Below are 24,067 nucleotides of genomic sequence, written 5' to 3'. Positions count from 1 at the left end.
GATGAACGGCCTCGGCGTTACCCGATGAGTTCTCGCGGCTACCCGAGTCGGTACGGGTGAAGGGTTCGACTGGACCGGAAGGAGCAACCCATGCCGAAGTTCGTGACGATCGGGTACGGCGACCGCGAGGGCTATGACCGGACCGCGGTGTCCGTCCGCGACGAGGCGCACGCGCACGACTCGCGGCTGCGCGCGGCGGGGGTGGAGATGGGCATCGCCGGGTCGCCCGTGCAGGTGCGCAACCCCGACGGCGCGGGGGTGAGTGTGCAGGAAGGGGCGTTCCTGTCTTCCGCGCTGCCGATCGCGGGTTTCGCGATCATCGAGGCCGGGTCGGTGGAAGAGGCCGTCGAGCTCGTGTCGAAGACCCCGTGCGCGGTCGCCCACGGCGTGGTCGAGGTGTGGCCGCTGTCAGGGTGAGCGCAGCGGTGACCTGTCGCCCACGGACCACTTGTGCCCGAACGGATCCGTGAAGCCGCCCTGCCGGTGCGTGCCCCACGGCATCTGGTGGTTCACGACCTCCGATCCGGCGGTGGCTCCGGCGGTGACGGCGCGCGCGATGAAACCGTCGGGGTCGTCGGTGAACACCTCGACGCGGACGCTCGTCACCTGGCCCGGGCTGGTCTCCGCGGGGTTGTCCGGGTTGTCCTCGTGGAGGAAGAACGCGGCGCCGCCGATCTCCAGGCCTGCCACGGTGCCGAGGTTCCACAGCTCGGTGGCACCCAGCGCGTCGCGGTACCAGGCGAGTGCGGCTGGGGCGTCCGGCACGATCAGCATCACTGAGATCACCGGCGGTTCCATGCCGCACAGCGTCGCACGACTGCTAGAGGCCAGCCAGGCCGCGGCGAACGGCCTGCGCCTCCTCGTCGAGCAGGTGACGGGCACGGGTGGCCCAGTCCGCGGAGATGCGGAAGCTGTCGCCGTCGAAGCGCGGGAAGACGTGCAGGTGGAAGTGGAAGATCTCCTGGAACGCCGCTTCACCGTCGGCGAGGAACACGTTGACGCCCTCGCACCGCAGACCCGAGCGCCGGAGCGCGCGGCCGACGCGGTGGCCGATTCGCCAGACGTGCGCGCCCGTGTCCTCGTCGAGGTCCTCCAGCCCCACGGCGTGCAGACGCGGCACGACGAGGACGTGACCGGGTGTCACCGCACCCAGGTCCATGAACGCGACCACCCGGTCGTCCTCGTGCACCACGCTCGCCTCGGCCTCGCCGGCGACGATCGCGCAGAACACGCACCCCTCTGGTTCATCCACCGGGGAATCGTGTCAGAGATCGTTCAGCAACCAAGCCACATCACGCACCAGCGCGTGCCGCCACCCGGCCCGATCATGCCCGGCGGGGGACCGGTGCACTCGCACCGTCGCGCCCGCCGATGCCGCCAGCTCCTCCACCACCGAGCAGTGCCGGTGCATGCGCGGTTCGTGCTCGCCGACGTCGAACGCCACCCGCAGACCGGACAGATCAGGGCGTGCCCGCAACCGTTCCGCGGTGTCACCACCGGCCGGCCCGTCGAGCGAGATCCCGGCACCGGGCAGATCGGCAGACCGCCAGAACGAGCCGGACTGGCAAGCCACCCGCGTCACCAGATCCGGAAAGTCCAGCGCCGCCTGGACAGCGCTGAGCCCACCCAGACTCTGCCCCGCGACCACGAACGGAGCCGGATCGACGGCAACGCCGTTCGAGCCCAGCAACGGCAGCAGCTCGTCCCGGATCGCCTGCCACAGCCCGGAACTGCTGTACTCGGCGTCCCGATCCCGTGGTGTGGGCAGGAAGACCAGCGTGGCGGCAGGCATCTCGCCGTTCTTCACCGCCGACTCGAACGCAGCCACAGCCGGGTGCACGTACATCCAGTCGTCGCCGTCGAGCAGCAGCACGACAGGTTCGCCGCCCTGGTGAACGCGAACAGTCTTGCGCCCCAACGCACCGTTCCACCGGATGCGCAACGACGGCACGTCCAGCACCTCGTCCGGCCCGACGACGGGCCAGTGCGGCTGCGGCTCCAAGTCCGGGGTGGCGAAGATCGACCGGTTCGGGCCGGCACCACAGGGGTTGAGCGGATCGGCGTGCTCGCCGTCCAGCTCGTCGCCGTCGAAGAAGTGGTAGGTCACCCGCAGCCGGGCGGGCATCTCGACCTCGGCGAACCAAAGCTCGCCCCGTTGCTGCAACGCGACCGGTTCCAGGACGCTCTCGAACCGGACCTCGCCAGGCCCGGTCCACTGGAAGGTCGTCAGGTACCCGTCACCGGAAGGAACGGACGAGGGGTTCATCGGGCCACCGCCAGCTGGTACGAGGAGTCACGGCCGAGCAGGTCGCGGTGCGTGCCCTCACCGGTCACCGTGCCGTCGTCGAGCACGATCACGCGGTCGGCCACGTCGAGCAGCGCCGGGCTGCTGGTGATCACGATGGTGGTTCGGCCGCGGCGCAACGCCGTGACGTTGCGGGCGATGAGCTGTTCGGTCACCGCGTCGACGGCCGTGGTCGGGTCGTGCAGCACCAGGATCTCCGGGTTCGCGGCGAGTGCGCGGGCCAGCGACAACCGCTGCCGTTGACCGCCGGAGAGGTTCGCGCCGCGGTCGCGGACGGCGTAGTCGAGGCCTTCGGAGTGCATCGCGACGACGTCGGTCAACATTGCGGCATCAACGGCCTCCGAGACCAACGCGCTGGTGCCCGCCGGATCCACGTTGTCGCGCAACGTTCCCGCGAACACCTCGTGGTGCGAGGGGTTGACCAGCAAGCAGGTCCGCACGCCGGTGATCGTCAGCGACGCGATCTCCCGCTTGCCCACCCGGATCACGCCAGAGTACGACGCCGGCGGCACGTCGACCGCCAGCAACGAAGCCAGCTCGGCCGCCGCCTGCGGTTGGTAGGCCGCGATCGCCACGAACTCACCGGGCCGCACGGAGAAGGTCAGGTCCCGCAACGATCCGTGCGTGACACCATCGAGCTCCAGCCCGCTGTCCGGGCCGGGTTCCTCCACACCGGGCGTCATCAGCGGGGGAGCGGCCAAGATCAACGCCATCCGTTCGGCCGAGGCGCGCGCGATCATGACGTACTTCGGCATCTCGGAGAACATCTTCAGCGGCTCGATCAGGAACTGCGCCAGCCCGACCGCCGTCACCAGCTCACCGATCGTGATCTGGCCCTGGAACGTCAGCCAGCCCGCCCACAACGTGACCGTCGCGGCCAGCAACGAGTTCAAAGCCAGCGCGGTGCCGGCGTACACACCGTTGACCCGAGCCACGACGATCGACTGCTTCTTGGCCTCGGTGCTCACCCGGCGGTAGGCCTGGAAAGCCTGGTAGCTGCCACCGAAACCGTGCAGCGGCCGCAACCCGGCGATCAGGTCGGACACCTTCGCACCGGCCCTCGCCACCTTCGCCTGCTGCGACTGGGTCGACGCGCCGATCCGCCGTGACATCACGCTCAGCACGGTCAGAATCGCGGCTGTACCAGCGAAAACGAGGACACCGAGCGGCACGCTGATCACCGCCAGCACGACACCCGTGATCACCACCGACACCAGCGAGCTGATCAGCAGCGGCAGCACCTCGATGATGTCCGCGGTCTGGTCGGCGTCCTCGGTGGCGATGGTCAGCACCTCGCCGGACTTCAGGTCGACGTCGCGCGCCACCGGCTGCAGGCCGCGGTCCGCGACCGCGACCCGCCACCGGTGCGCTTCCGTCGTGTTCGCCTTCTGCAGTGCGCGCATGCCGAACCGCCACGAGTACGACACCGTGGCCATCACGAGCCCGAGTGCCAGCAACGCGAGCCCCAGCGAGCTGAGCTCACCGCCGCGCAACGCGTACTCGACGATCGCACCGAGCACGATCGGCACCGCCGTCTCCGCGCCCTGGTACATGCCCATCAGCACGGTGCCCTTGACCATCGCGCCCACGTTGCGGCGCAACGCGACCCGCAAGATCTCCGGGCCGGTGTGCACGTTCTCAGGATTCGTCAATGTGCTGCGCAATCGCTTCGGGGGTGGAGAGGGAGAGCAGGTCGCGGATCGTGATCACCGGGCCGAACTCGCGGCGGAGCAGGCCGATGAGCCGCACCGCGAGCATCGAGTGCCCGCCCAGGTCGGTGAAGCCGCTCGCCATGCCCACCTCGTCCTCGTCGAGGTCGAGCGCCTCGGCGAACATCTCGCGCACCACGGTCTCGGTCTCGGTGAGCTCGCGGTCCTCGGCCTTGGTCATCAGCGTGCCGAGCGGGCGGGCCTCGGGCAAGGCCGAGGTGTCGGCCTTCCCGTTGACCGTCAGCGGGATCGCGTCGACCTGGGCGTAGTGCGACGGCCGCAGGTAGTCCGGCATCCCGGCGCCCACCGCGGAAGCGATCGACGGGATGTCCGCGCCGTCGGCGAGCACCAGGTAGGCCGCGAGCCGGTACGCGCCGTCGACCTGCGGGTCGGACTGCGCGACCGCGGCGACGAACCGGACGTCCGGATGCGCGGCGAACCGGGCCTCCACCTCGCCCAGCTCCACGCGGTGACCGCGGATCTTGACCTGCTTGTCGGTGCGGCCCAGGTAGAGCAGGTTGCCGTCGGGACGCCGGATCACGAGGTCGCCCGTCCGGTACATCCGCTCACCCGGCACCCACGGGCATGCCACGAACCGCTCGGCCGACTGCCCCGGCTGCCCGAGGTAACCGCGTGCGATACCCACGCCGGACACGTAAAGCTCGCCGGGAACACCGTCCGGCACGTGCCGCAGCCACGCGTCGAGCACGTAGACGTCGGTGTTGTCGATCGCCACGCCGACCACCGGGTCGACGCAGTCGAACGTACCGACGCCCAGCGTGTTGATCGTGTACTCCGTTGGCCCGTAAAGGTTGTAGCCGACCGTGCCGGGAGTGTCGGCGAGCAGCCGCCACAGCGTCGGCGTCACGGCCTCGCCACCCAGCAGCACCAGCGCGGGCTTGTGCTCGGGGTCGTTCAGCAGGCCCTCGGCCACCAGCTGCTGCGCGTAGGTCGGCGTCACGTTGATGACGTCGATCTCGTGCTTCAGGCAGTACTCGACCAGCCCGGTCGCGTCGCGGCGCAGCTCCTCGTCGCAGATGTGCACCTCGTGGCCGTCAGCCAGCCACAGCAGCTCTTCCCACGACATGTCGAACGCGAACGACACGGTGTGCGCGATCCGGAACATCCGGTGTCCGTGCTCGGCCAGCACCGGCTCGAAGATCCGCCGCTGGTGGTTGACCAGCATGTTCGTCAGGCCCGCGTACTCGGTCACCACGCCCTTGGGCTTGCCCGTCGAACCGGACGTGTAGATCGTGTAGGCCGCGTGCTTGAGCCGGTCCGGGTTGTTCTCCTCGAACGTGATCACCGGCTCCGCGGCAGGCCACGGCTCGTCCAGCTGGAAGACGTCGCCGCGGATCCGCGGCGCCACCGCGCTGGTCGTGATGATCAACGCCGGCTGCGCGTCGTCCACGATCGCGGCGATCCGCTCGTCCGGGTGGTCCAGCTCCAACGGCACATAGGCGGCGCCGCAGCGCAGGATTCCGAACAGCGCGACGACCCACTCCAGCGACCTCGGCACCGCGATGGCGACCGACGTCTCGACCCCGATGCCCTTGTCCGACAGCACACCCGCGAGGTGCCGGCTGCGGTCCCTGAGCTCGGCGAACGTCATCGTCTTGCCGTGCGCGACCAACGCGATCCGGTCCGGGTTGCGGTCGGCCGCGGTGTCGAACAGGTCGACGACGGTCTGGTTGCCGAAGTCGTTGGCGGGGTTGAGCTCCGGCGTCGGCCCGGTGCTCTTGATCGCCCCGACCGGGCCTTCGCCAGCAGCAAGGTCGTTGAGAACGCGCACGTAGTCTTCGAACAGCCGCTCCGCGAGCGCGGGGTCGGTGACCTCTGGCCGGTACTCCAGCTTGACCGTCAGCTGCCTGCCCGGCGTCACGACCCACGTGAACGGGTAGTGCGTCGAGTCCTCCGACTCGTGGTCGATGATCCCGTTCGCCGCGTTGAGCTCGTCGAACGTGTCGTCGCCCAGGAAGTTCTGCAGCACGAACAGGTTGTCGAACAGCTGGTCGTGCCCGCTGGCCCGCTGGATCTCGCCGAGCCCGATGTGCTCGTGCTCCATCGCGTCGACCCGGCTGTTCTGCACGTTCGCGAGGAACCGCGCCGCGGTGTCGTCGGGCCGGGCGGACACCCGCATCGGCACGGTGTTGAGCAGCACGCCGACGATCCCGTCGGTGCCCTCCTCCTCACGGCCGGAGACCGTGACGCCGAAGACCACGTCCCCGCGCCCGGTCTCGCTGCCGAGCAACAACCCGAGCGCGCCGGTGACGACCGAGTTGAGCGTCACCCCGTGCTTGCTCGCGGCCTCACGGATCCTCTGCGAGTCCTCTTCGGACAGTGTCCGCACGATCTTCGTGGGCAGCGTGTCCGAAGTGGACGCGGTGCCGGTGATCGTCGGGCCGGGCAGATCCGCGAGGTACTGCGCCCAGAACCGTTCCGCCGCTTGCGCGTCCTTCGCCGCCAACGCACGGGTGTAGCTCTCGAAGCTCGGCGTGGCGGGGGAGGAGTCGAGCGGCTCGTTGCGCAGGATCGCCTGGTACGCCCCGAACAGGTCGCGCAGCACGATCTCGCGCGACCAGCCGTCCCACAGCAGCAGGTGGTAGCTGAACAGCAACGCGTCCGGGCCGTCCGGCAACCGCAGCACCGTCAGCCGGACCAGCGGCGGCCGGGTGAGGTCGAAGCCCGTGCCGCGGTCCTCGGTCCGCAGCGCCTCCACGGCTTCCTGGTTGAGCACGTCGACCGTGCGCACCTCGACCTCGCCACCGGGCGTGAGCACCTGGACGGGCGTGCCGCCCTCGTCCTCGAAGCCCGCGCCGATCACCGGGTGCTTCGCGATGACGTGCGCCATCGCCTTCTGGAGCGCTCGGACGTCGAGGCGGCGGTCGAACGTGAAGTAGCTCTGCGCCACGTAGTGCCCGGCGCTGCCGGCCAGCTCCGCCTGGAAGTGCAGACCGCGCTGCAACGGCGACACCGGCGCGGTCCGGCGCGCGCTCACCGAGGCGTCCGCGATCCGTTCGAGCGCCAGCAACCACCGTGCCGCGATCTCGTCGGACACGTCCTCGGCCAACGCGAACGTCGCCCGCAGACTCCCTGTCGTCGTGTCGACCCAGCAGTTGACCTCGACCGCGTACGGGCTGGGCTGCGAGCCCAGGTCGACGTGCAGCGCCTGCGACTCGCTGCCGCGCCCGAGGTAGTTGAACAACACCTGCGGCCGGGGCAGCGCCGCCAGCACGGGCGCGGTCTGCGGGTTGAGGTACCGCAGCTGCCCGTAGCCGACGTGTGCCTGCTCGTCCGGCTGTCGCTGAACGAGCTCGCGAGCGGCGTCGACGGGGTTGGTGTGCGGGCTGAGCTTCACCGGCGCGATCGAGGTGAACCAGCCGACCGTGCGGGTGTAGTCGTGGTGTTCCTGCACTGGAACGCGGCCGTGCCGCTCCAGCTCGATCACCAGATCCGTTGGCGTGCCCTGGATCTCGGTCAGCGCCGTCCGAAGGGCACCGCACAGCAGCTCGGTCAGTCCGATGCCGAGCGCTGTCGGCGCGGTGTGCACGACGCGGTCGGTGATGTCGGCGGACAGGTTGACCGTGATCTCGCGCTGGTCACCGATCTGCGGGGTGAGGACCGGGGTGTCGAGCACCTCGATCCACCGGCGAAGATCGCCGCCGGACTGGGCCTGGATCGTGAGCGCACTGGTGTAGGCCGCGAACGGTGTGGTCGGCGGCGCGAGTTCTTCTCCGCGCAGGGCCGCGGTGAAGTCGTCGAGCAGGATCAGCCACGACACCGCGTCCACGGCGAGGTGGTGCACGACGACGACCAGCGTCCGGGTGTTCTCGATCCACGCGAACGCGATCATGTTCGCGGTCTCGGGGTTGATGAAGTCCCGCGCGAGGTTCGCCGCCGCGGTGGGGTCGTCGTCCGTGTCCGCGAGGACCATGTTGCAGTCCTTCTCGGGCTCGGTGTGCAGCGACCAGACGCCGTCTTCGACCTGCAACCGCGTCCGCAGTGCGGGGTGCGTGTCGATCAGGGCCTTCCCGGCGCCCCCGATCTCGCGCAGCTCGACGCCTTCCGGCACGTGCACCTGCCTGGCCTGGACGAACCGCTTGAGGTTCCCGCCCAGTTCCCGCTGGCGCAGCACGATCGGCGTCGGCACCAGCTGCCCGCCCTGCTCCACCGGCGCGACCGGCGCGGCCACCGGCGCGACGGCGAACTTCTCCGCCAACGCCCGAGGGGTCTTGTGCAGGAACAGGTCACGCGGCGCGATCTGGACGCCCAAAGCACGAGCCCGGTTCACCACACCGATCGCGATGATGCTGTCGCCACCGGCCACGAAGAAGTCCGTATCAGCGTCCACAGTGGACCCCGGCAGCACGTCCGCGAAGATTCGGACCAGCGAGTCCAGCGCCGGCGAGTCGTTCGTCGGCGAGCCCGCGAACGGAACCGGCGGGTGCTCCCGCCGGGCGCGCTCTTCGAGGGCCTTGCGGTCGAGCTTGCCGTTGACCGTCAGCGGCAGCGCGTCGACCGGGATCACCCGCTGCGGCACCATGTGCACCGGCAGCGTCGCGCCGAGCCGGACCGCGACGTCGGTGGACGGCCTGCCCACGACGTGCGCGACGAGGTGGTCGGCGGTGTCGGCCACCGTCACGGCGGCGTCGACGACACCGGGCACCGAACGGATCGCCGCCTCGACCTCGCCCAGCTCGATCCGGAAACCCTTGAGCTGCACCTGGTCGTCGGCGCGGCCGACGAACTCCAGCTCACCGTCGAGGTTGCGGCGGGCGAGGTCGCCCGAGTTGTACATGCGCGAGCCGTCACCCGCGAACGGGTCGGCGACGAACCGCGTGGAGGTGAGCTCCGGCCGGTTGTGGTACCCGAGTGAGAGCTGGTCGCCGGCCACGTAGATCGCGCCGACCTGGCCCGGTGCGACCGGTCGCACCGAGTCGTCCAGCAGGTAGGTGCGCAGACCTGGGATCGGCCCGCCGATCGGGCTGACGTCACCGGCCGCGAAGTCCAGGTCGTCCAGGACGCGGTGGGTGACGTGCACCGTGGTCTCGGTGATCCCGTACATGTTGACCAGCTCGGGACGCCCGGTGCCGTACCGCTCGACCCAGCCGCGCAGGCGTGACAGGTCCAGCGCCTCACCGCCGAAGACGACCCGCCGCAACGCGGGCAGCGGCTCGCTCAGCCGGTCGGCCTCGATGAACTGGTAGAAGGCCGACGGGGTCTGGTTGAGGACCGTGACGCCCTTCGCGCGCACGAGTCGGTGGAAGTCGACCGGCGACCGGGTGAGGCCGTGGTCCGGGATCACCAGTTCGCCGCCGTGCACCAGCGCGCCCCAGAGTTCCCAGACCGCGAAGTCGAACGAGTACGAGTGGAACTGCGTCCACACGTCCGAAGGCCCGAAGTTCATGTCCGGCTGGGTGTTCGCCAGCAGTGTCACCACGTTCGCGTGCGACACGACGACGCCCTTGGGCTTGCCGGTCGAGCCGGACGTGTAGATCACGTACGCCGGGTTCCGCCAGTCGAACTCCCGAAGCTCCGCGTCGCCCGGAACCTCCTCGCCGTGGACGAGAACCCGTGCCGCGACACCGGCCTGAGCCAGCAGGCGTTCGAAGCGCTCCCGGTGCTCCCGTTCCACCAGAACCACCTGGGGTGCGGAGTCGGCGAGGATGTACTCCAGTCGCTCGTCCGGGTACGCGAGGTCCAGCGGCACGTACGCGCCACCGGCCGACACGATCGCGACCAGCGCGACGACCTGCTCCAGGGACCGCGGGATGGCGACCGCGACCCGCTGGTCCGGACCGACACCGGCGTTGACCAGTGACTGTGCCAGGCGGGTCTTGGTCTCCGCGAGCTGTCCGTACGACATGGCGTCGATGCGACCGTCGAGGTGGCACATCGTCAGAGCCCGCGCCACCGGGTCGCGCTCGGCGGCGGTGTCGAACAGCTGCGCCAGCGTCTTCGGCTCGATCTCCGTGGCCTCCCGAGCCGAGGTGAGCTGCGGCGTGGGGACAACGCCCCCGGTGAGCAACGAGCGAAGCGTTTCGACGAACGCCTCCAGGATCGTGCGGGCACCGGCCTCGCGCACGACCGTCGTGTCGTAGATGAGGTTGAACCGCAGCGCGCCGTCGTTCCCGCGCTCCACGACCAGCGTCAACGGGTAGTGCGGCGCACCCTCGTTCACGACCTCGGCGATCGTGAACGGGCCCTGCAGGGACGTCACGTCCGTGGCGACGTCGAACACCACGAGCGTGTCGAACGCCGAACCGTTGGGGGACTGACGTCCGATCCGGGTCAGCGAGACGTGCTGGTGCGGCAGCACAGCGGTCTGGTGGTCGCGCACCGAAGCCAGCAACTCGCCGGCGGACGTGTCAGAAGACCACTTGGCGCGCACCGGAATCGTGTTGATGAACAGGCCGACCATCTCGGCGATGCCGGGAACATCGGCGTCACGGCCGGAAACCGTCGAACCGAACACGACGTCCTGGCTGCCCAGCAGACCGCCCAGGGTCACACCCCACGCGCTGTGCACGGCGACGCTGAGCGACACCCCGGCCGCCCGAGTCGCCGAGTCCAGGTCAGGAGCCGCGTCGACCACCAGGTCGTCGAAGCGCTCCGACGGCGTGTGTCCCTCGGCGACCAGCGAGGACGTCGAAAGGCCGGCGAGCTCAGCGGCCCAGACCCGGTCGCTCTCCTCGGCGTCACTCGTCACGAGCCAACGCACGTAGTCCGCGTAGCTGCCCCGCACGTGCACCGAACCCGGCGCGTCGTACTCAGCCAGCAGCGCCCGCAGCATCGGCGGCACCGACCAGCCGTCCGCGATGATGTGGTGCACGGTCTGCACCAGCACATAGCGCCCAGGAGCGGTCCGGATCAGCGTGAACCGCATCAACGGCCCGCGCGCGAGATCGAACCCGGCGACGCGGTCCCGTTCGGCGTACTCGCGGATCTCCTCGTCGGTCATGCCCTGACCGTCCACAGTGGAGAACTCGGGCCGCACCCCGGACTCCAGCACCGAGACGACGCGGCCGTCCGGCAGCCCGACGAACCGCGCCGCGAGGTTCGGGAACAGCTCCAGCACCCGAGCAGCGGCGGCTTCGAGCCGTGAAGCGTCCACGGCACCGGTCAACGTCAGCAGCTGCTGCTCGACGTACCGGTGCGACGACTCGTCGTCGAAGATCGAGTGGAAGTACAGGCCTTCCTGCAACGGCGTCATCGGCAGGACGTCGCGCAGCGCCGGGCTGTCCAGCGAGTCGACGTCGGCCTGGGTCATCGGCACCAGGTCGAAGTCGCTGGGGGAGTGGCCGCCCTTCGTCAGCGCGGCCAGCCCTTCCAGCGCCTCGACGAAGTACGAGCCGATCCGGGCGATGTCGTCGGAGGTGAACACACCGGACGGCCACGAGATGACCGTGACCAGCTCCAACGAGCCATCGGCGCCGGGTTCGGCGGAGGCGTTGAACTCCAGTGCACGCGGCAGCCGCATCGCCGGGTCGCGCTTCTCGCCGAGCTGGCCCGCGTTCTCCGCGAGCTGCCAGTCGCCCGTCGTGCCGCCGCTGAACCGGCCGAGGTAGTTGAACAGCACCTGCGGCCGTGACGCGGCGAAGTCGTTGCGTCCCAGGTACTTCAGTGCGCCGTACGAGACACCGTTGCTCGGCACCTGAGCGAGGTCTTCCTTGACCCGCTTCAAAGCGGAGGCCAGGTCGTCGGAGCCCGGATCCACGGTGACCGGGAACAGCGTGGTGAACCAGCCGACCGTGCGCGACAGGTCCGGGTCGAGCGGCACGAACCGGCCCTCGCGGCCGTGGCCCTCCAGCTCGATGTGCGCGAACGTCTGGTCCTGCCCGTTGTCCCGCCGCCAGCGCGCCAGCGCGACCGCGAGACCGGTCAGCAGCACGTCGTTGACCTTGGCGTGGAACAACGCCGGCACGTCGCCCAGCAGCGCCGAGGTGGCCGCGGAGCCGACGGTGACCGTGCGGACCTGCTCGTCCGCGACGACGTCATCATCGGCCAGCTCACGCCGGCCGAGCAGCTGGTCCACACCCGGCAGCGCGCGCTGGTAGTACTCGCGGTCCCCATCGAACCCGGCTTTCTCCAGCAGCTGGGTCCAGCGCCGGAACGACGTGCCGACCGGCCGCAGCTCCACGGCCGCACCGGACGAAACCTGCTGCCACGCCAACGCGAGGTCGTCGAACAGGATGCGCCACGAGACACCGTCGATCACCACGTGGTGGATCACGATGACGAGCTGGCGCGCCTCGGAACGCCACACCGCCCGCAGCATGATTCCGGCGTCCGGGTTCAGCCCTTCGGTCGCGGCGGCAACGCACTCGTCGAGCGGCGCGTTGCTCTCCTCCCACTGCGCGACACCGGTTTCCGGGATGTCGAACGACCAGCGCTCGCCCCGCACCAGCTTGGCGCGCAGCATGTCGTGCCGGTCGACCACAGCGTCGAGGATCTGCGTGAGTGCCGGAGCAGTCAGCTCGGCGGGCGTGTTGAGCACGACGGACTGCACGAACCCGTCGATCGCGTCCGTGGTCTCACCGAGCCACTGCACGATCGGCAGACCGGCCACTGGGCCGACAGGGACGTCGTCGTGATCAACGGTCGAGGCACCGTCGCGCGACGCCACGGCCGCGAGTGCGCGTGGCGTGCGGTTGACGAAGATCTGGGTGGCGGTGACGAAGATGCCGGCCGCCCGCAACGCGCTGAGCAGCGAGATCGCCAGGATGCTGTCGCCGCCGAGCTCGAAGAAGTCCTGGTCCGCGCCGACCTGCTCGACCCGCAGCACCGACGCGATCGCCGCGCAGATCTCGGCCTCGTCGTCGTTCGCGGCCGCGGTGACCGGACCGGCGTCGACCGTCGGCTCCGGCAGCGCGCGCCGGTCGAGCTTGCCGTTGGCGGTCAACGGGAACTCGCTCATCACGACGATGTGCGTCGGCACCATGTACTCGACCATGTGCTCGACGGCCCACTGCTTCACCGCGTCGGCGGTCAGCCCGTCCTCCGCCGGGATGACGTACCCGACGAGGTAGTTGCCGCCCGCGGAGTTCTTCTTGACCACGACACAGGTGTGCCGGACCTGCGGGTGCTCGGCGAGCCCGGACTCGACGTCCTCCAGCTCCAGCCGCATGCCGCGGATCTTGACCTGGTTGTCGACGCGGCCGAGGAAGTCCAGCGACCCGTCCGGCGCGAACCGCGCCAGGTCGCCGGTCCGGTAGAGCCGTGAGCCGTCCGAGGCGAACGGGTTCGCCACGAACCGCGACGCGGTCAGGCCGGGAGCGTTGACATAGCCGCGCCCCAACAGGAATCCGCCGATGTACAGCTCGCCGCCGACCCCGACCGGGCACGGCCGCAGCTCGTCGTCGAGCACGTAGAGGTCGGTGTTCGGGTTCGCCTTGCCGATCGACGTCGACAGCCGCTCGGCCTCGCCGCGGTAGATCACGTGCGAGACGCCGATCGTGGCCTCGGCCGGGCCGTAACCGTGGTACATCGGGATGTCGAGCTGCGTGCGGAACCGCTCGTACAGCTCAGGAGTCAGCACCTCGCCGCCGCACCACACGTGCCGGAGACTCGAAAGCTCTCCGTCGCCGGCGATGTTCAGCAGCACGTCCAGCATCGACGACACCAGGTAAACGAACGTGACGCGGTGCCGGGCGATCGTGCCGAGCAGGTGGTGCGGGTCGCGCTCGCCGCCGGACCGCACGACGACCGTGCGGCCACCGCACACCAGCGGCAGGAAGATCTCGTTGATGGAGATGTCGAACGACAGCGGTGCCTTGAACAGCGACGCGTCGTCGTGTCCGAAGTGGAGGATGTGGTGCACCTGCCACAGCAGGCGCTCGCTGATCGCCTCGTGCCGGATCATCGCGCCCTTGGGGCGACCGGTCGAGCCGGACGTGAACATCACGTACGCCAGCTGCGCCCCGAGGATCGTGACCTCGGTCGGCTCCTCCGAGTACGCACCGAAAGCCCACGCGGCCAGATCAACAGCGATCGCTTCGGGCTCACCCTCGGAGCCGGTGCCGAGGAGTAGGACGACCGCCGCGTCGGTGATCACGGACTCGCGGCGCGCGGCCGGCCACTGCGGGTCCAGCGGCACGAACGCGCCACCGGCCTGCAGCACGGCGAGCAGGCTGACGATCATCTCGGCCGAGCGGTCCAGCGAGATGCCGACGACCTGCTCGGCGGTCAGGCCGCGGTCGAGCAGGTGGCGGGCCAGCTGGTTCGACCGCGCCAGCGCCTCGCCGTAGGTGAGAGCGCGCTCGCCGTCGTTGATCGCGACGGCGTCCGGGCGCTGGGCGGCCTGCGCGCGGAACAGCTCCACGATGCTGGGGCGTTCGCGCGGGAACTCGTTGTCGTTCCACCGCGCCAGCTCCGCCAGCCGTTCGTCGAGCGTCTGGGCGGTCAGCGTGCCGATGGCGCGGTTGGGGAACTCGGCCAGGTCGTCCAGCGCCCGCTGTGCGTCCGCCGCCTCCACCCCCTGGGGAAGCGGAATCCGCCAGCCGTCAACGTCTTCGGCCACGTCCGACTGCTGACCCTTGTCGGCCCACACGAGCAGGTCGCCGAAGAGCGTGGCGTCGTTGAGTTCGATTCCGTCGACCTGGAAACCGGGGATCGCCCAGTGGTTCAGTGCGACGGCACTCGCGACGGCGATGGTCCGCTGCGGGTACTCACCGGCACGGCGCCGAACGGAGGCGATCCGGGCGGTCGAAAGAAGTACGTCACGGTCGGCCATCAGTTCCATCGACGACTCAGCCATCCCTTCATCTTCGGTGAAGGTGAGCCTAACCTAAGTATTTGCGGATCCGAATCGCCAAGCGGCCCAAAGTGCCGCGTAACGCCCGTCACGCGCCACAAGTTCTTCGTGCGTGCCCTGTTCCACGACCCGTCCGGCGTCGAGCACAGCGATGCGGTCCGCGGCGATGGCCTGAGTGAGCCGGTGCGCCACGAGAAGCGTTGTGCGGCCACCACAGGCCGCCAGCGCCGCGCGTTCGAGCTGAGCGGCACCCTGGCTGCCCGCCTCGGCCGTCGACTCGTCCAGCACGACGACGGGGGAGCGGCCGAGCACCAGCCGGGCCAGCGCGATCTGGGCGATCTTGGTCACGTCGAGGCGTTCGCCACCCTCGCCGACATCGGTCTGCAGCCCCTGCGGAAGCGCTTCGACCCACGTGTCAGCGCCAACAACCGTTAGAGCGTCGAGAAGTTCGGCGTCCGTGGCGTCCGGCGCGGCCAATCGCAGATCCTCGGCGAGTGGACCCGCGAAGACGTGCGCCTCCTGGGTCAGGATGCTGACCAGCGCACGGGCACCGGCCTCGTCGACGTCGGCGAGGTCGGTCGGCCCGATGTGCACGGATCCGGTCAACGGAGTGCCGGTTCCGGCGACGAGTGCGGCCAACGTCGTCTTGCCCGCACCGGTGGCGCCGACCAACGCGAGCGAAGTGCCCGCGGGGATTTCCAGGTCGATGTCCATCAGCACGTCGTGCTCGGATTCGGGATACCGGAAGGAAAGCCCGCGCACCGACACCGGAAGTGGTTCGGCGTTGGCATCAACCGCCACCGCGCTGCGCACGAGTTTGTCGCCGTCGGATTCGCTGAGCACGCCGACCAATCGCGTCAGACCGGCGCCGGATTTCTGCGCCTCGTCGAAGAACGCCATGATCAGTCCGAGCGGGTTGAACAACCGGTGGAACAACAGCGCGGCAACGGAAACCTGGCCGAGCGACGATTGCCCGTTGGTCACCAGGAGATAGCCGACCACGATGATCAGTCCGAGCCCGATGAACTCGGCGCGGTTCTCCCGGCCGATGAACCGCCCGAAGAAGCGGAAAACGTCGATGCCGATGTTGCGCACCCGCCACGACTCGGCGGTCACCTTGTCCCGGAACGCGTTCTCCAGGCGATAAGCGCGCACGGTAGCGATGCCGTCCAGGCCGCTGATCAACGCCTGCGCGCGGTCGGCCTGCGCCTCGGACCGCGCCCGGTACAGCGGCGCCGACCGCGGCAGGTACCAGCGCAGCGCCAGCGCGTACGCGGGAAGCGCGCAGGCACCGGCGATGCCGAGCCGCCAGTCGAGCCCGAACATGCCGGCGGTGGCGATGACGACCAGCACGGTCGCCGAGAAGATCGTCGGGATCGCCGTGCGGAAACCCTTGGAGATGACGGCAACGTCGTCGCCCACGCGCGACAGCACGTCACCGCGGCCGACCTGCTCGATCCGCGTGCTCGGCATGCCGAGCACGGCCCGCACGACACCTTCTCGCAGCCGCGCCAGCATTTCCGCGCCGACGCGGCCGATCAGGTAGGTCGACACCGCGGTCATCACCGCGCCACCGAGGGCGGCCACGACCGTCGCGATGCCGATCGACCAGAGGATCGACGGGTCGCGCTTCTCGACGAACCCGTCCACCACGGTGCCCAGCAGGAACACCGGGACGATCTGCAGCACCGCCCCGGCCACCGTCGCCAGCACGGTGGCGAGCGGCAGGCCGGGGGCGGCCCGGCAGTGGTCGAGCACCCAGCGAAGGGCCTCCCGTCCGGTCGCCGTGTTGAGCTTGGACACGGGTGCGGACAGAGCGGTGCTCACAGGGGGAGGCCTTTCGGGGGAGGGTTGAGCTGTGTGGATCAGGCTGCCGACTTGGCGGCCTTCACCAGCTCGTCGACCGCGTACGGCATGGACGCCAGGGTGGCCTGCGAGATCGCGGCACCCACGGCGGGACCCTCGCTGTCGAGGATCCAGTGGACCTTGCCGGCCTTGACCGCGGGCAGGTTCGCGAACAGCGGGAACGCCTTCAGCGCGTCCGCGTCCGCCTTGTCCGCGATCACGAAGATGCGGTCGACGTTCATCACGTCGATGCGCTCGGGCGACAGCTGCACGTAGAACTTGCCGGCCGCGAGCTCGTCGATCTTCGTGTTGCCCTTGAAGCCGATGCCCGTGACGACCTGGCCACGCACGTCAGTCGTGGTGAACGGCGCGATGGCGTCCTTGTACCAGGAGGTGACGACCGCGGTCTCGTTCGCCCACGCGGCGTTGGACTTCTTGGCCTCGGCCATCTTGTCGTCGACGGCCTTGATCATCTTGGCGCCCTCGGACTCCTTGCCGAGCGCCTTGGCGATCTGCAGGGCGTTGTCCTGCCACTTCGCGCTGAACGGCTCGGTCTCGGCCTTGGTGCGGCCGACCGTCGGGGCGATCTTCGACAGCTTGTCGTACCAGGCCTGGTCGGCCTCGGAGTACACCGCGATGATCAGGTCGGGGCGCAGCTGCGCGATCTTCTCGTAGTTCGGCTCGGTGTCGCCGTTCTTCATGACGACCTCGGGCGTCGTCGAACCCCACTTGTCCTTCACCCAGGCCCACTGGGTGTTGATGTCGGGCTTCTTGCCCTCGGGGTTCGGGTACTGGTCGACCATGCCGACCGGGACGGTGCCCAGCGCGAGCATCGTCTGGTCGTCGGTGTAGCCGAGGGAGACGACGCGCTTGGGCGCTTCCTTGATCTCCGTCGTGCCGAAGAAGTGCTCGACCTTGGTCGGGAACGTGCCACCGGAGGCGTTGTTCGAGTCAGTCGTGGTCGCAGGCGTGGAAGAACCGCACCCGGCGAGGACGCTGGCACCGACCACCACGGCTGCTGCCACAGCGGTCAATCGCTTCCAGGTCATGGTCGTTCTCTGGCCCATTCGGCACCTCGTTCTTCGCTGCCCACGCGGCGGGGGAAATTAGGACAGGCGAACCTTATCACCCGGTTAGGGCAGGCTAACCTAGTCCTTGGTCACTCTTCGATACCACGTGAGTCCGACCGATAGGCACGATCAACGGGCGTTCGCTGACGGGGTCGTCGATGACTTTTGCGACCAAACCGAACGTGTCCAGCAACAACTCGCTCGTGATCACTTCGCTCGGATGTCCTTGCGCGACAATCGATCCCGACTTCATCACGATCAGGTTGTCGCTGTAACGAACGGCCAGGTTCAGATCGTGAAGGACCATCACGATCGTGCAGCCGCCCTCGTGCAGGTCGTCGACGAGGTCGATGACGTCGATCGCGTGCGCGAGGTCGAGATAGGTCGTCGGCTCGTCGAGCAGCAGCAGATCGGTGCCCTGGGCGAGCGTCATGGAGATCCACACCCGCTGTCGCTGACCGCCCGAGAGCGAGTCGACCGGCCGGTGGGCCAGATCGGCGACGCCGGTCATCTGCAGCGCCTTCGCCACGACATCCGCGTCGTCGCTGGACCATTGGCGCACCCAGCTCTGGTGCGGGTGCCGGCCGCGGGCCACCAGGTCGGCGACGGTCAGTCCCTCTGGCGCGATCGGGGTCTGCGGGAGCAGGCCCATCCGCTTCGCGACGTCCTTGGTCTTGAGCCGCGCGATGTCGTTGCCGTCGAGCAGCACCGTGCCTTTGCGGGGCTTGAGGAGGCGGGACAGGGTGCGCAGGAGCGTCGACTTGCCGCAGCCGTTGGGGCCGATCACGGTGGTGATCACCCCGGTCGGGATGGCGACGTCGAGGTTGTCGAGCACGACCCGGTCGGCGTACCCGACCGTGACGCCCTCGGCACCCAATCGGGCGGCATCGTTGCGCAGCGCGGTCATAGGGCAACCTTACTTAACTGAGGTTTACCTCAGGCCGCGCGCTTCACGTTCGCGCGCACCAGGAGGTAGACGAGGAACGGTCCGCCGATGATCGCCGTGACGATGCCGACGGGCAGGTCGTTCGGCAGCACGACCCGTGCGACGAGGTCTGAGCCGATCAGCAGCAACGCACCGAAGAGCCCCGACGCGAGCAACGGCGGAACGGGCGTGCGCAGCAGTCGCATGGTGATCTGTGGCGCGACCAGCGCGACGAACGGCACCGGCCCGGCCGCGGAGACCGCGACACCGGCCAGAAGCACCGCGCACAGCAGCAGAACGGCCCGCACGGCCGTGTACCGCACACCCAAGCCCGCGGCGACGTCGTCACCGAAGTGCATCGGCCGCAGCTGGAAGGCGGTGACCAGCACGATCACGACCAGCGCGACGGTGATCCACAGCGAGGTCCACACCTCGGTCCACGACCGCGCGTCCAGCGACCCGACGAGCCAGGCCTGCGCGCGGGCGACGTCGCGGATGTCCGCCAGCGCCAGCAGCCACGTCGTGAGCGCCTGCATCGCCGCGTTGACCGCGATGCCGATCAGGATCAGCCGGAACCCGTCGATGCCCCTGCGCCACGCCAGGAAGTAGACGAGGAGCCCGGTCAGCAGGCCGCCGAGCAACGCCGCCGCGGGCAGCCCGATCGAACTGGTGATCGCAGCGCCGCCGGTGGCTGTGACGAGGAAGACCGCGGTGGCACTGGCGCCCGAGGTGATGCCGAGAACGTCGGGGCTGGCCAACGGGTTGCGGGCGATCGACTGGGTCAGCGCGCCGGAGATCCCCAGCGCGGTCCCGACGATCAGGCCGACCAGCGCCCGCGGCATCCGCAGGTCCATGATCACGAACTCGTCGACCCGCGCACCCTCGGCGAAGATCGTCTGGAACACGGCGGACAGCTCGATGGTGAAGTCGCCGACGGAGATCGAGATGCAGAAGATCAGGAAGGTCAGCGCGGCGAGCACCGCCGTGGCGAGCACGATCCAGGGCCGCCAGACCCAGGACCAGCCGCCGATGCGGACGCCAGAGTGCATTTGGGGTTCGGTGATCATGCCTGCCTGAACTTTCCGAGCCACACCAGCGCCGCGAAGAAAGGTGCGCCGAGAAGAGCGACGACGATGCCTGCCTGCAGCTCGGCCGGCCGCACGACCAGCCGGCCCGCGATGTCGCACACCAGCAGCACGACACCCCCGAGCAACCCCGCGAACGGGACCAGCCAGCGGTAGTCCGGCCCGGTCAGCCACCGCGCCACGTGCGCGACCATCAGCCCGAGGAACGCGATCGGCCCGCACGCCGCCGTCGCCGCACCCGCCAGCAACGTCACGGCCAGCACGCCGATCGTCCGGCCCGCCGCGATGTTCACGCCGAGCCCGCGCGCGACGTCGTCACCGAGGTTGAGCAGGTTGATCGTGGGTGTGTTGACCACGGCCAGCACCAGCCCGACGACCACGAAGATCGCCGCGACCCCGATGACGTCGTACCCGACGCCCTGCACCGACCCCGCGTTCCAGAACCGCAGCACGTCCAGCGACTGCGTGTCGGACAACGCGACCGCGACCGTCATCGAGGCGAGGAACACCGTGACGCCCTGCCCGGCGAGCACCAGCGTCAACGGGTTGCCCGCGCCGCGCCCGAGACTGGACAGCCCGAACACGGCCACCCCGGCGACCGCGGTCCCGATGAACGCGAACCACATGTACTGCAACGGGTTCCCGAGCCCGAACAGGTAGACCGCGAGCACCACCGCGAACGACGCCCCGGCGTTGACGCCCAGCAGACCCGTGTCCGCGATGGGGTTGCGGGTGTGGCCCTGGATCAACGCGCCCGCCGCGCCGAGCGCGATGCCCGCCACGATCGCGAGGATCGTGCGCGGGATCCGCAGCGTCTGCACGATGAGCGTGATCTCGGTGAGCCGCTGGTCCGTGCCGGGATCGCCGAACAGGCCCTGCCACACCTCGGCGGGGGTGAGGGCCCGTGCGCCGACGACCAGGGACAGCACCGCCGCGACGGCGAGCAACGCCACCAATCCGGCCAGACCGAGGAGACGCCGCCTGCGCGGGCTCTCTGCGGCCGGTGCGGACTCCAGTCCGCGTTGCTCCACCACTGTGCTCACGACGGGCTACGTTAGCCGCCCGGCCCCGGAGAAACCCAGGGCACCCTTACCTAACTGTTTGGAACGGACGCCTCGATGGCCTTCACGGTCTTCGCGAGCGCTCCACCCAGGACGTTCTTGCCGAAGATCCCGAGCACGACCCCGAGCAGGCGGCCCTTGAGGTTCTTGCCCTCGCGCACCACCTCGGCTCGCACCTCGGTCGTGCCGTCGGCGTGGCGCGTGAACGTGTAGGTGTGGCCGGACCTGCCGCCCCACACGTTGGAGTCGACGGTGGTCAGCACGACGTGGCCCGGGTCGGACCAGTCGTAGTGCAGCCGTTCCCAGATCCCGCCGGACCCCTCGGTCACGTCGGCGAACTCGTCGCCCTGCTCGTGCACCTTCAGGAAGTCGTCGGCGCTGTTGGGGAACAGCTCGGCGCGACCCGGCCCGAAGTCGGTGAGCCCGGCGATGAACTGCTCGGGCGTCGCGGTGGTGTGCTGGGTCAGGACGATGGTGGACATTTCGTGGCTCCTCATGTTGTTCGCAGGAACCACTTTCGTCCGGCACGGGGGCTGTTCGCGCCCGTGAGGAACCCTGGTCTAAGGGCCCTGGGGGTCCAGGGTGGCCAGTTGTTTGCGCACCTGATCAGCTTCTTCGGTGCGTCCCTGCTGCTCGAACTGGTCGAGTGCCGCACGCCACACCGCTTCGGCCGCGGCGTGGTCGCCGAGCGCCAGGTGCGGGTGGCCGAGGTCCCGCAGCGTGCTGGCCTCGTGGTAGGAGTCCTGTTCCTCGTGGTAGATCGCGAGGGTGTCGCGGTAGAGCTTGATGGACTCGGCGTGGTTGCCGCTCTGGTGCTCGATGCGGCCGAGCGTGTCGAACGCGTTCGCTTGGCCGTACCGGTCGGCCAGCCGCACGAAGATGTCCAACGCCGTGGTGGCGTGCTCGCGTGCCTGGTCGAGGTTGCCGATCTCGGCGGCGCAGTAGCCGATGTTGTTGTGCGCCATGGCGAGCAGCATCTGGTTGCCGGCTTCGCGGTAGTGCGGCAGGGAGGCTTCGGCGTGCTGGATCGCCCGCTGGAACTCGCCGCGGTTCGCCCAGAGCCACGCGAGCGTGCCGCGGGTGTCGCCCAGCTGCAGCGGGTCGCCGACCTGCTCGGCCAGCTCCAGCGCCGCGTCGAGGTGGTGCTGGGCCTCGTCGAAGCGCTGCACCTGGCCGAGGCTGCTGCCCATGATCCGGTGGGCGACGACCCGTTGCGCGGGGTCGTCGGCGGCGTCGATCGCGGTCTGCCACATGGTCAGCTCGTCGTCGAGATGACCGCGCAACTGATGGTACGCATGGGAAATCCGGGCCAGCAGCACGACCCGGTCGTTCCAGCCCCGTGCTGCCGCGGCCTGCTGCACGGCCTGGCGCGTGGCGCGTTCCGCGTCGAACCACGCCAGCGCGCCGGCCTTGTCGTTCGCCGACGTGACCAAGGCCTTGTCGGTGAGGTCCGGCAGCTCGATCAACGGCCGGTGCGGGTCGATCAGCCGGTCGTTCGCGTGGGCGGAGTGCGTGTGGTGGTCGACGAGCCGTCGAAGCGGTTCGTCGCTGTTGGTCTGCTTGGCCTTCTCAGCGGCGTAAGCCCGCACCAGGTCGTGCATCCGGGTGCGGAACCCGCTGCCGATCGTGACCAGTGACGCCTGTTCCAAGGCTCTGAGCGTTCTCCGTGCGTCCTCTTTGGACACACCTGTGAGGCTGGCTGCGGCGTCGAGCCCGATGTCCTCGCCCGGTGCGATCCCCAGGAGCGCGAACATGTCTTTCTGGTGTTGGGAGAGCGCGCGGTAGGACCAGGACAGCACGACGGGCACGCTCACACTCGGATCCGCGTCGAGCGCGCCGAGACCGAGTTCTTCGAGCTGCTGGGCGATGGCGGCGAGCGACAGCTCCGGTTCGGTGAGGACCCGCGCGCTGACGATGCTCAACGCCAGCGGCAGCCCGCCGCACAGGTCGACCAGCCGCGCCACCGCGAGCGGTTCGCCGGTCAGCCTGGTCGCGCCGATCCGGTTGGCCAGCAACGTGCTCGCGTCACCCTCGGCCAGCACGTCCAGCCCGACCGGCCGGGCGCCGTGCGCGGTGACGAGCCCGAGCAGCCGGTTGCGACTGGTCACGAGCACGCGGCAGGTGCCGCCGCCGGGCAGGATCGGCACGACCTGGGAGGCGTCGACCGCGTTGTCGATCACGATGAGGATCCGCCGGTCCGCGGTGAGGCTGCGGAACAGCGTCGCCCGCGCGTGCGGGTCGGCCGGGACGCGGTTCGCGTCGAGGCCGAGCGCGTGCAGGAACCCGCGGATCGCGACGTCCGGTTCCATCGGCGCCTCGTCAGGGCTGAACCCGCGCAGGTCCACGAACAGCTGGCCGTCCGGGAACCGGTGCAGGTTGCGGTGCGCCCAGTGCAGAGCGAGCCACGTCTTGCCCATGCCGCCCGCGCCCGCGATCGCCGCGACCCCGACGGTGCGCATCGCGTTGTCGAGCTGCATCAGGTCCTGCTCTCGCCCGACGAACTGCGCGGGCGCCGACGGCAGCTGCCGCGGCACGTCGACTTGCTGGGGCCGTTCGTCACTGATCAGCAGCTTCTCGTGCAGCCTGCGCAGTTCCGCGCCCGGTTCCGTGCCGAGGTCCTCGACGAGCCGCGTCCTCACGGCCCGGAAGTGCTCCAGCGCCTCGGAGATCCGCCCGGCCTGCGCGAGGGCCTGCATGTGCTGGCCCGCCACGCGTTCGTCGAGCGGCCAGGTCGTGACGAACACAGAGGTCGTCGCGAGCAGCTCCGGGCCCTGGTCGAGCCGGAGCCGTGCGTCGATCCGGTCCAGTTCGGCGGCGTCGCGCTCCTGGGCGAGCCGTTCGCGGGTGACGTCGGCCCACTCGCCACCGATGCCGGTCAGCGGTTCGCCTCGCCACAGCGCCATCGCCTGCTCCAGGACGTGGGCCACGTCCTGGCTGTGGTTGTGGTGGCGTGCCTCGTCCCGCAGCTTGCGGAACCTGGTCAGGTCCACCGTCTGCGCATCGGCGATGAGCACGTAGCCGTTCGACCGGCTGGCCAGCGTGATCTGGTCCGTCCCGGCGAACGCCTGCCGCAACCGCGACAGGTAGCTGTGCAGCGTCGCTCTGGACCGCGGCGGAGGGTCGTCACCCCAGACCCTGTGGGTCAGCTGCGCCACCGACACGGCCTTGTTGACGTCGACCGCCAGTGCCGCGAGCACACACCGCTGCCGGGCCGGCCCGAGCTCGACGATCCGGCCGCCGACCCGCGCGTTCACCTCTCCGAGCAGGGCGATCTCGACCGCCGATGCCAACCGGTCCTCCCGTCCGCCCCCTGC

At 69.6% G+C, this 24,067-nt stretch carries 13 protein-coding genes; 1 reads left to right on the top strand and 12 read right to left on the bottom strand.

Features of this window, described 5'->3' with window-relative positions; genetic code table 11:
- Nucleotides 1–90 precede the first annotated feature (90 nt).
- Complete coding sequence (locus tag LFM09_RS10965; protein ID WP_414096240.1) at nucleotides 91–417, top strand: transcription initiation protein; 327 nt, start codon at nucleotides 91–93, stop codon at nucleotides 415–417.
- Here LFM09_RS10965 and LFM09_RS10960 read toward each other — a convergent pair.
- The 12 genes from LFM09_RS10960 to LFM09_RS10905 all read right to left on the bottom strand — a co-directional run bounded on the left by LFM09_RS10960 (nucleotide 409) and on the right by LFM09_RS10905 (nucleotide 24,043).
- Nucleotides 409–798 carry a VOC family protein gene (locus LFM09_RS10960; protein WP_414096239.1) on the bottom strand — a complete coding sequence of 130 codons (390 nt, stop codon included), beginning with the start codon at nucleotides 796–798 and terminating at the stop codon, nucleotides 409–411. The genes LFM09_RS10965 and LFM09_RS10960 overlap by 9 nt on opposite strands.
- A 22-nt stretch (nucleotides 799–820) precedes the next feature.
- Nucleotides 821–1,252 carry an HIT family protein gene (locus LFM09_RS10955; protein WP_414096238.1) on the bottom strand — a complete coding sequence of 144 codons (432 nt, stop codon included), beginning with the start codon at nucleotides 1,250–1,252 and terminating at the stop codon, nucleotides 821–823.
- A gap of 12 nt (nucleotides 1,253–1,264) precedes the next feature.
- Nucleotides 1,265–2,266 carry an alpha/beta hydrolase-fold protein gene (locus LFM09_RS10950; protein WP_414096237.1) on the bottom strand — a complete coding sequence of 334 codons (1,002 nt, stop codon included), beginning with the start codon at nucleotides 2,264–2,266 and terminating at the stop codon, nucleotides 1,265–1,267.
- Nucleotides 2,263–3,939 carry an ABC transporter ATP-binding protein gene (locus tag LFM09_RS10945; protein WP_414096236.1) on the bottom strand — a complete coding sequence of 559 codons (1,677 nt, stop codon included), beginning with the start codon at nucleotides 3,937–3,939 and terminating at the stop codon, nucleotides 2,263–2,265. Before LFM09_RS10945 ends, LFM09_RS10950 begins: the two co-directional genes overlap by 4 nt.
- A 4-nt stretch (nucleotides 3,940–3,943) precedes the next feature.
- Nucleotides 3,944–14,770 (bottom strand): amino acid adenylation domain-containing protein, encoded by a 10,827-nt coding sequence (locus tag LFM09_RS10940; protein WP_414096235.1) that lies wholly within the window; start codon nucleotides 14,768–14,770, stop codon nucleotides 3,944–3,946.
- A gap of 30 nt (nucleotides 14,771–14,800) precedes the next feature.
- Entirely contained in the window at nucleotides 14,801–16,594 is a 1,794-nt protein-coding gene (locus LFM09_RS10935) for an ABC transporter ATP-binding protein (RefSeq protein WP_414096234.1), read from the bottom strand.
- Between the two features lie 38 nt (nucleotides 16,595–16,632).
- Nucleotides 16,633–17,661, bottom strand: coding sequence for an iron-siderophore ABC transporter substrate-binding protein (locus LFM09_RS10930; RefSeq protein WP_414096233.1), 1,029 nt, complete (start codon nucleotides 17,659–17,661; stop codon nucleotides 16,633–16,635).
- Between the two features lie 94 nt (nucleotides 17,662–17,755).
- Nucleotides 17,756–18,589: an ABC transporter ATP-binding protein gene (locus tag LFM09_RS10925; protein ID WP_414096232.1), complete on the bottom strand. Its 834-nt coding sequence runs from the start codon at nucleotides 18,587–18,589 to the stop codon at nucleotides 17,756–17,758.
- Nucleotides 18,590–18,618: 29 nt separating this feature from the next.
- Complete coding sequence (locus tag LFM09_RS10920; RefSeq protein WP_414096231.1) at nucleotides 18,619–19,656, bottom strand: FecCD family ABC transporter permease; 1,038 nt, start codon at nucleotides 19,654–19,656, stop codon at nucleotides 18,619–18,621.
- Nucleotides 19,657–19,670: 14 nt separating this feature from the next.
- A complete protein-coding gene (locus tag LFM09_RS10915) occupies nucleotides 19,671–20,735 on the bottom strand; it encodes a FecCD family ABC transporter permease (protein ID WP_414096230.1) in 1,065 nt (354 codons plus the stop codon).
- A gap of 50 nt (nucleotides 20,736–20,785) precedes the next feature.
- Nucleotides 20,786–21,235, bottom strand: a complete 450-nt coding sequence (locus LFM09_RS10910; protein WP_414096229.1) for a hypothetical protein — start codon at nucleotides 21,233–21,235, stop codon at nucleotides 20,786–20,788.
- Between the two features lie 78 nt (nucleotides 21,236–21,313).
- Nucleotides 21,314–24,043 (bottom strand): BTAD domain-containing putative transcriptional regulator, encoded by a 2,730-nt coding sequence (locus tag LFM09_RS10905; RefSeq protein ID WP_414096228.1) that lies wholly within the window; start codon nucleotides 24,041–24,043, stop codon nucleotides 21,314–21,316.
- Nucleotides 24,044–24,067: the final 24 nt, after the last annotated feature.

Source organism: Lentzea alba (assembly GCF_047445655.1).
Classification (GTDB): Bacteria; Actinomycetota; Actinomycetes; order Mycobacteriales; family Pseudonocardiaceae; genus Lentzea; species Lentzea alba_A.
Note: the sequence above shows the minus strand (reverse complement) of the source record. Positions and strands in the feature narration are given on the sequence as shown.

Excerpts from the sequence above, each read along its gene's own strand:
- LFM09_RS10910 (WP_414096229.1), bottom strand. The coding sequence starts at position 21,235 with ATGTCCACCATCGTCCTGACCCAGCACACCACCGCGACGCCCGAGCAG.
- LFM09_RS10960 (WP_414096239.1), bottom strand. The coding sequence starts at position 798 with ATGGAACCGCCGGTGATCTCAGTGATGCTGATCGTGCCGGACGCCCCA.
- LFM09_RS10920 (WP_414096231.1), bottom strand. The coding sequence starts at position 19,656 with ATGCACTCTGGCGTCCGCATCGGCGGCTGGTCCTGGGTCTGGCGGCCC.
- LFM09_RS10930 (WP_414096233.1), bottom strand. The coding sequence starts at position 17,661 with ATGACCTGGAAGCGATTGACCGCTGTGGCAGCAGCCGTGGTGGTCGGT.
- LFM09_RS10940 (WP_414096235.1), bottom strand. The coding sequence starts at position 14,770 with ATGGCTGAGTCGTCGATGGAACTGATGGCCGACCGTGACGTACTTCTT.
- LFM09_RS10950 (WP_414096237.1), bottom strand. The coding sequence starts at position 2,266 with ATGAACCCCTCGTCCGTTCCTTCCGGTGACGGGTACCTGACGACCTTC.
- LFM09_RS10965 (WP_414096240.1), top strand. The coding sequence starts at position 91 with ATGCCGAAGTTCGTGACGATCGGGTACGGCGACCGCGAGGGCTATGAC.
- LFM09_RS10925 (WP_414096232.1), bottom strand. The coding sequence starts at position 18,589 with ATGACCGCGCTGCGCAACGATGCCGCCCGATTGGGTGCCGAGGGCGTC.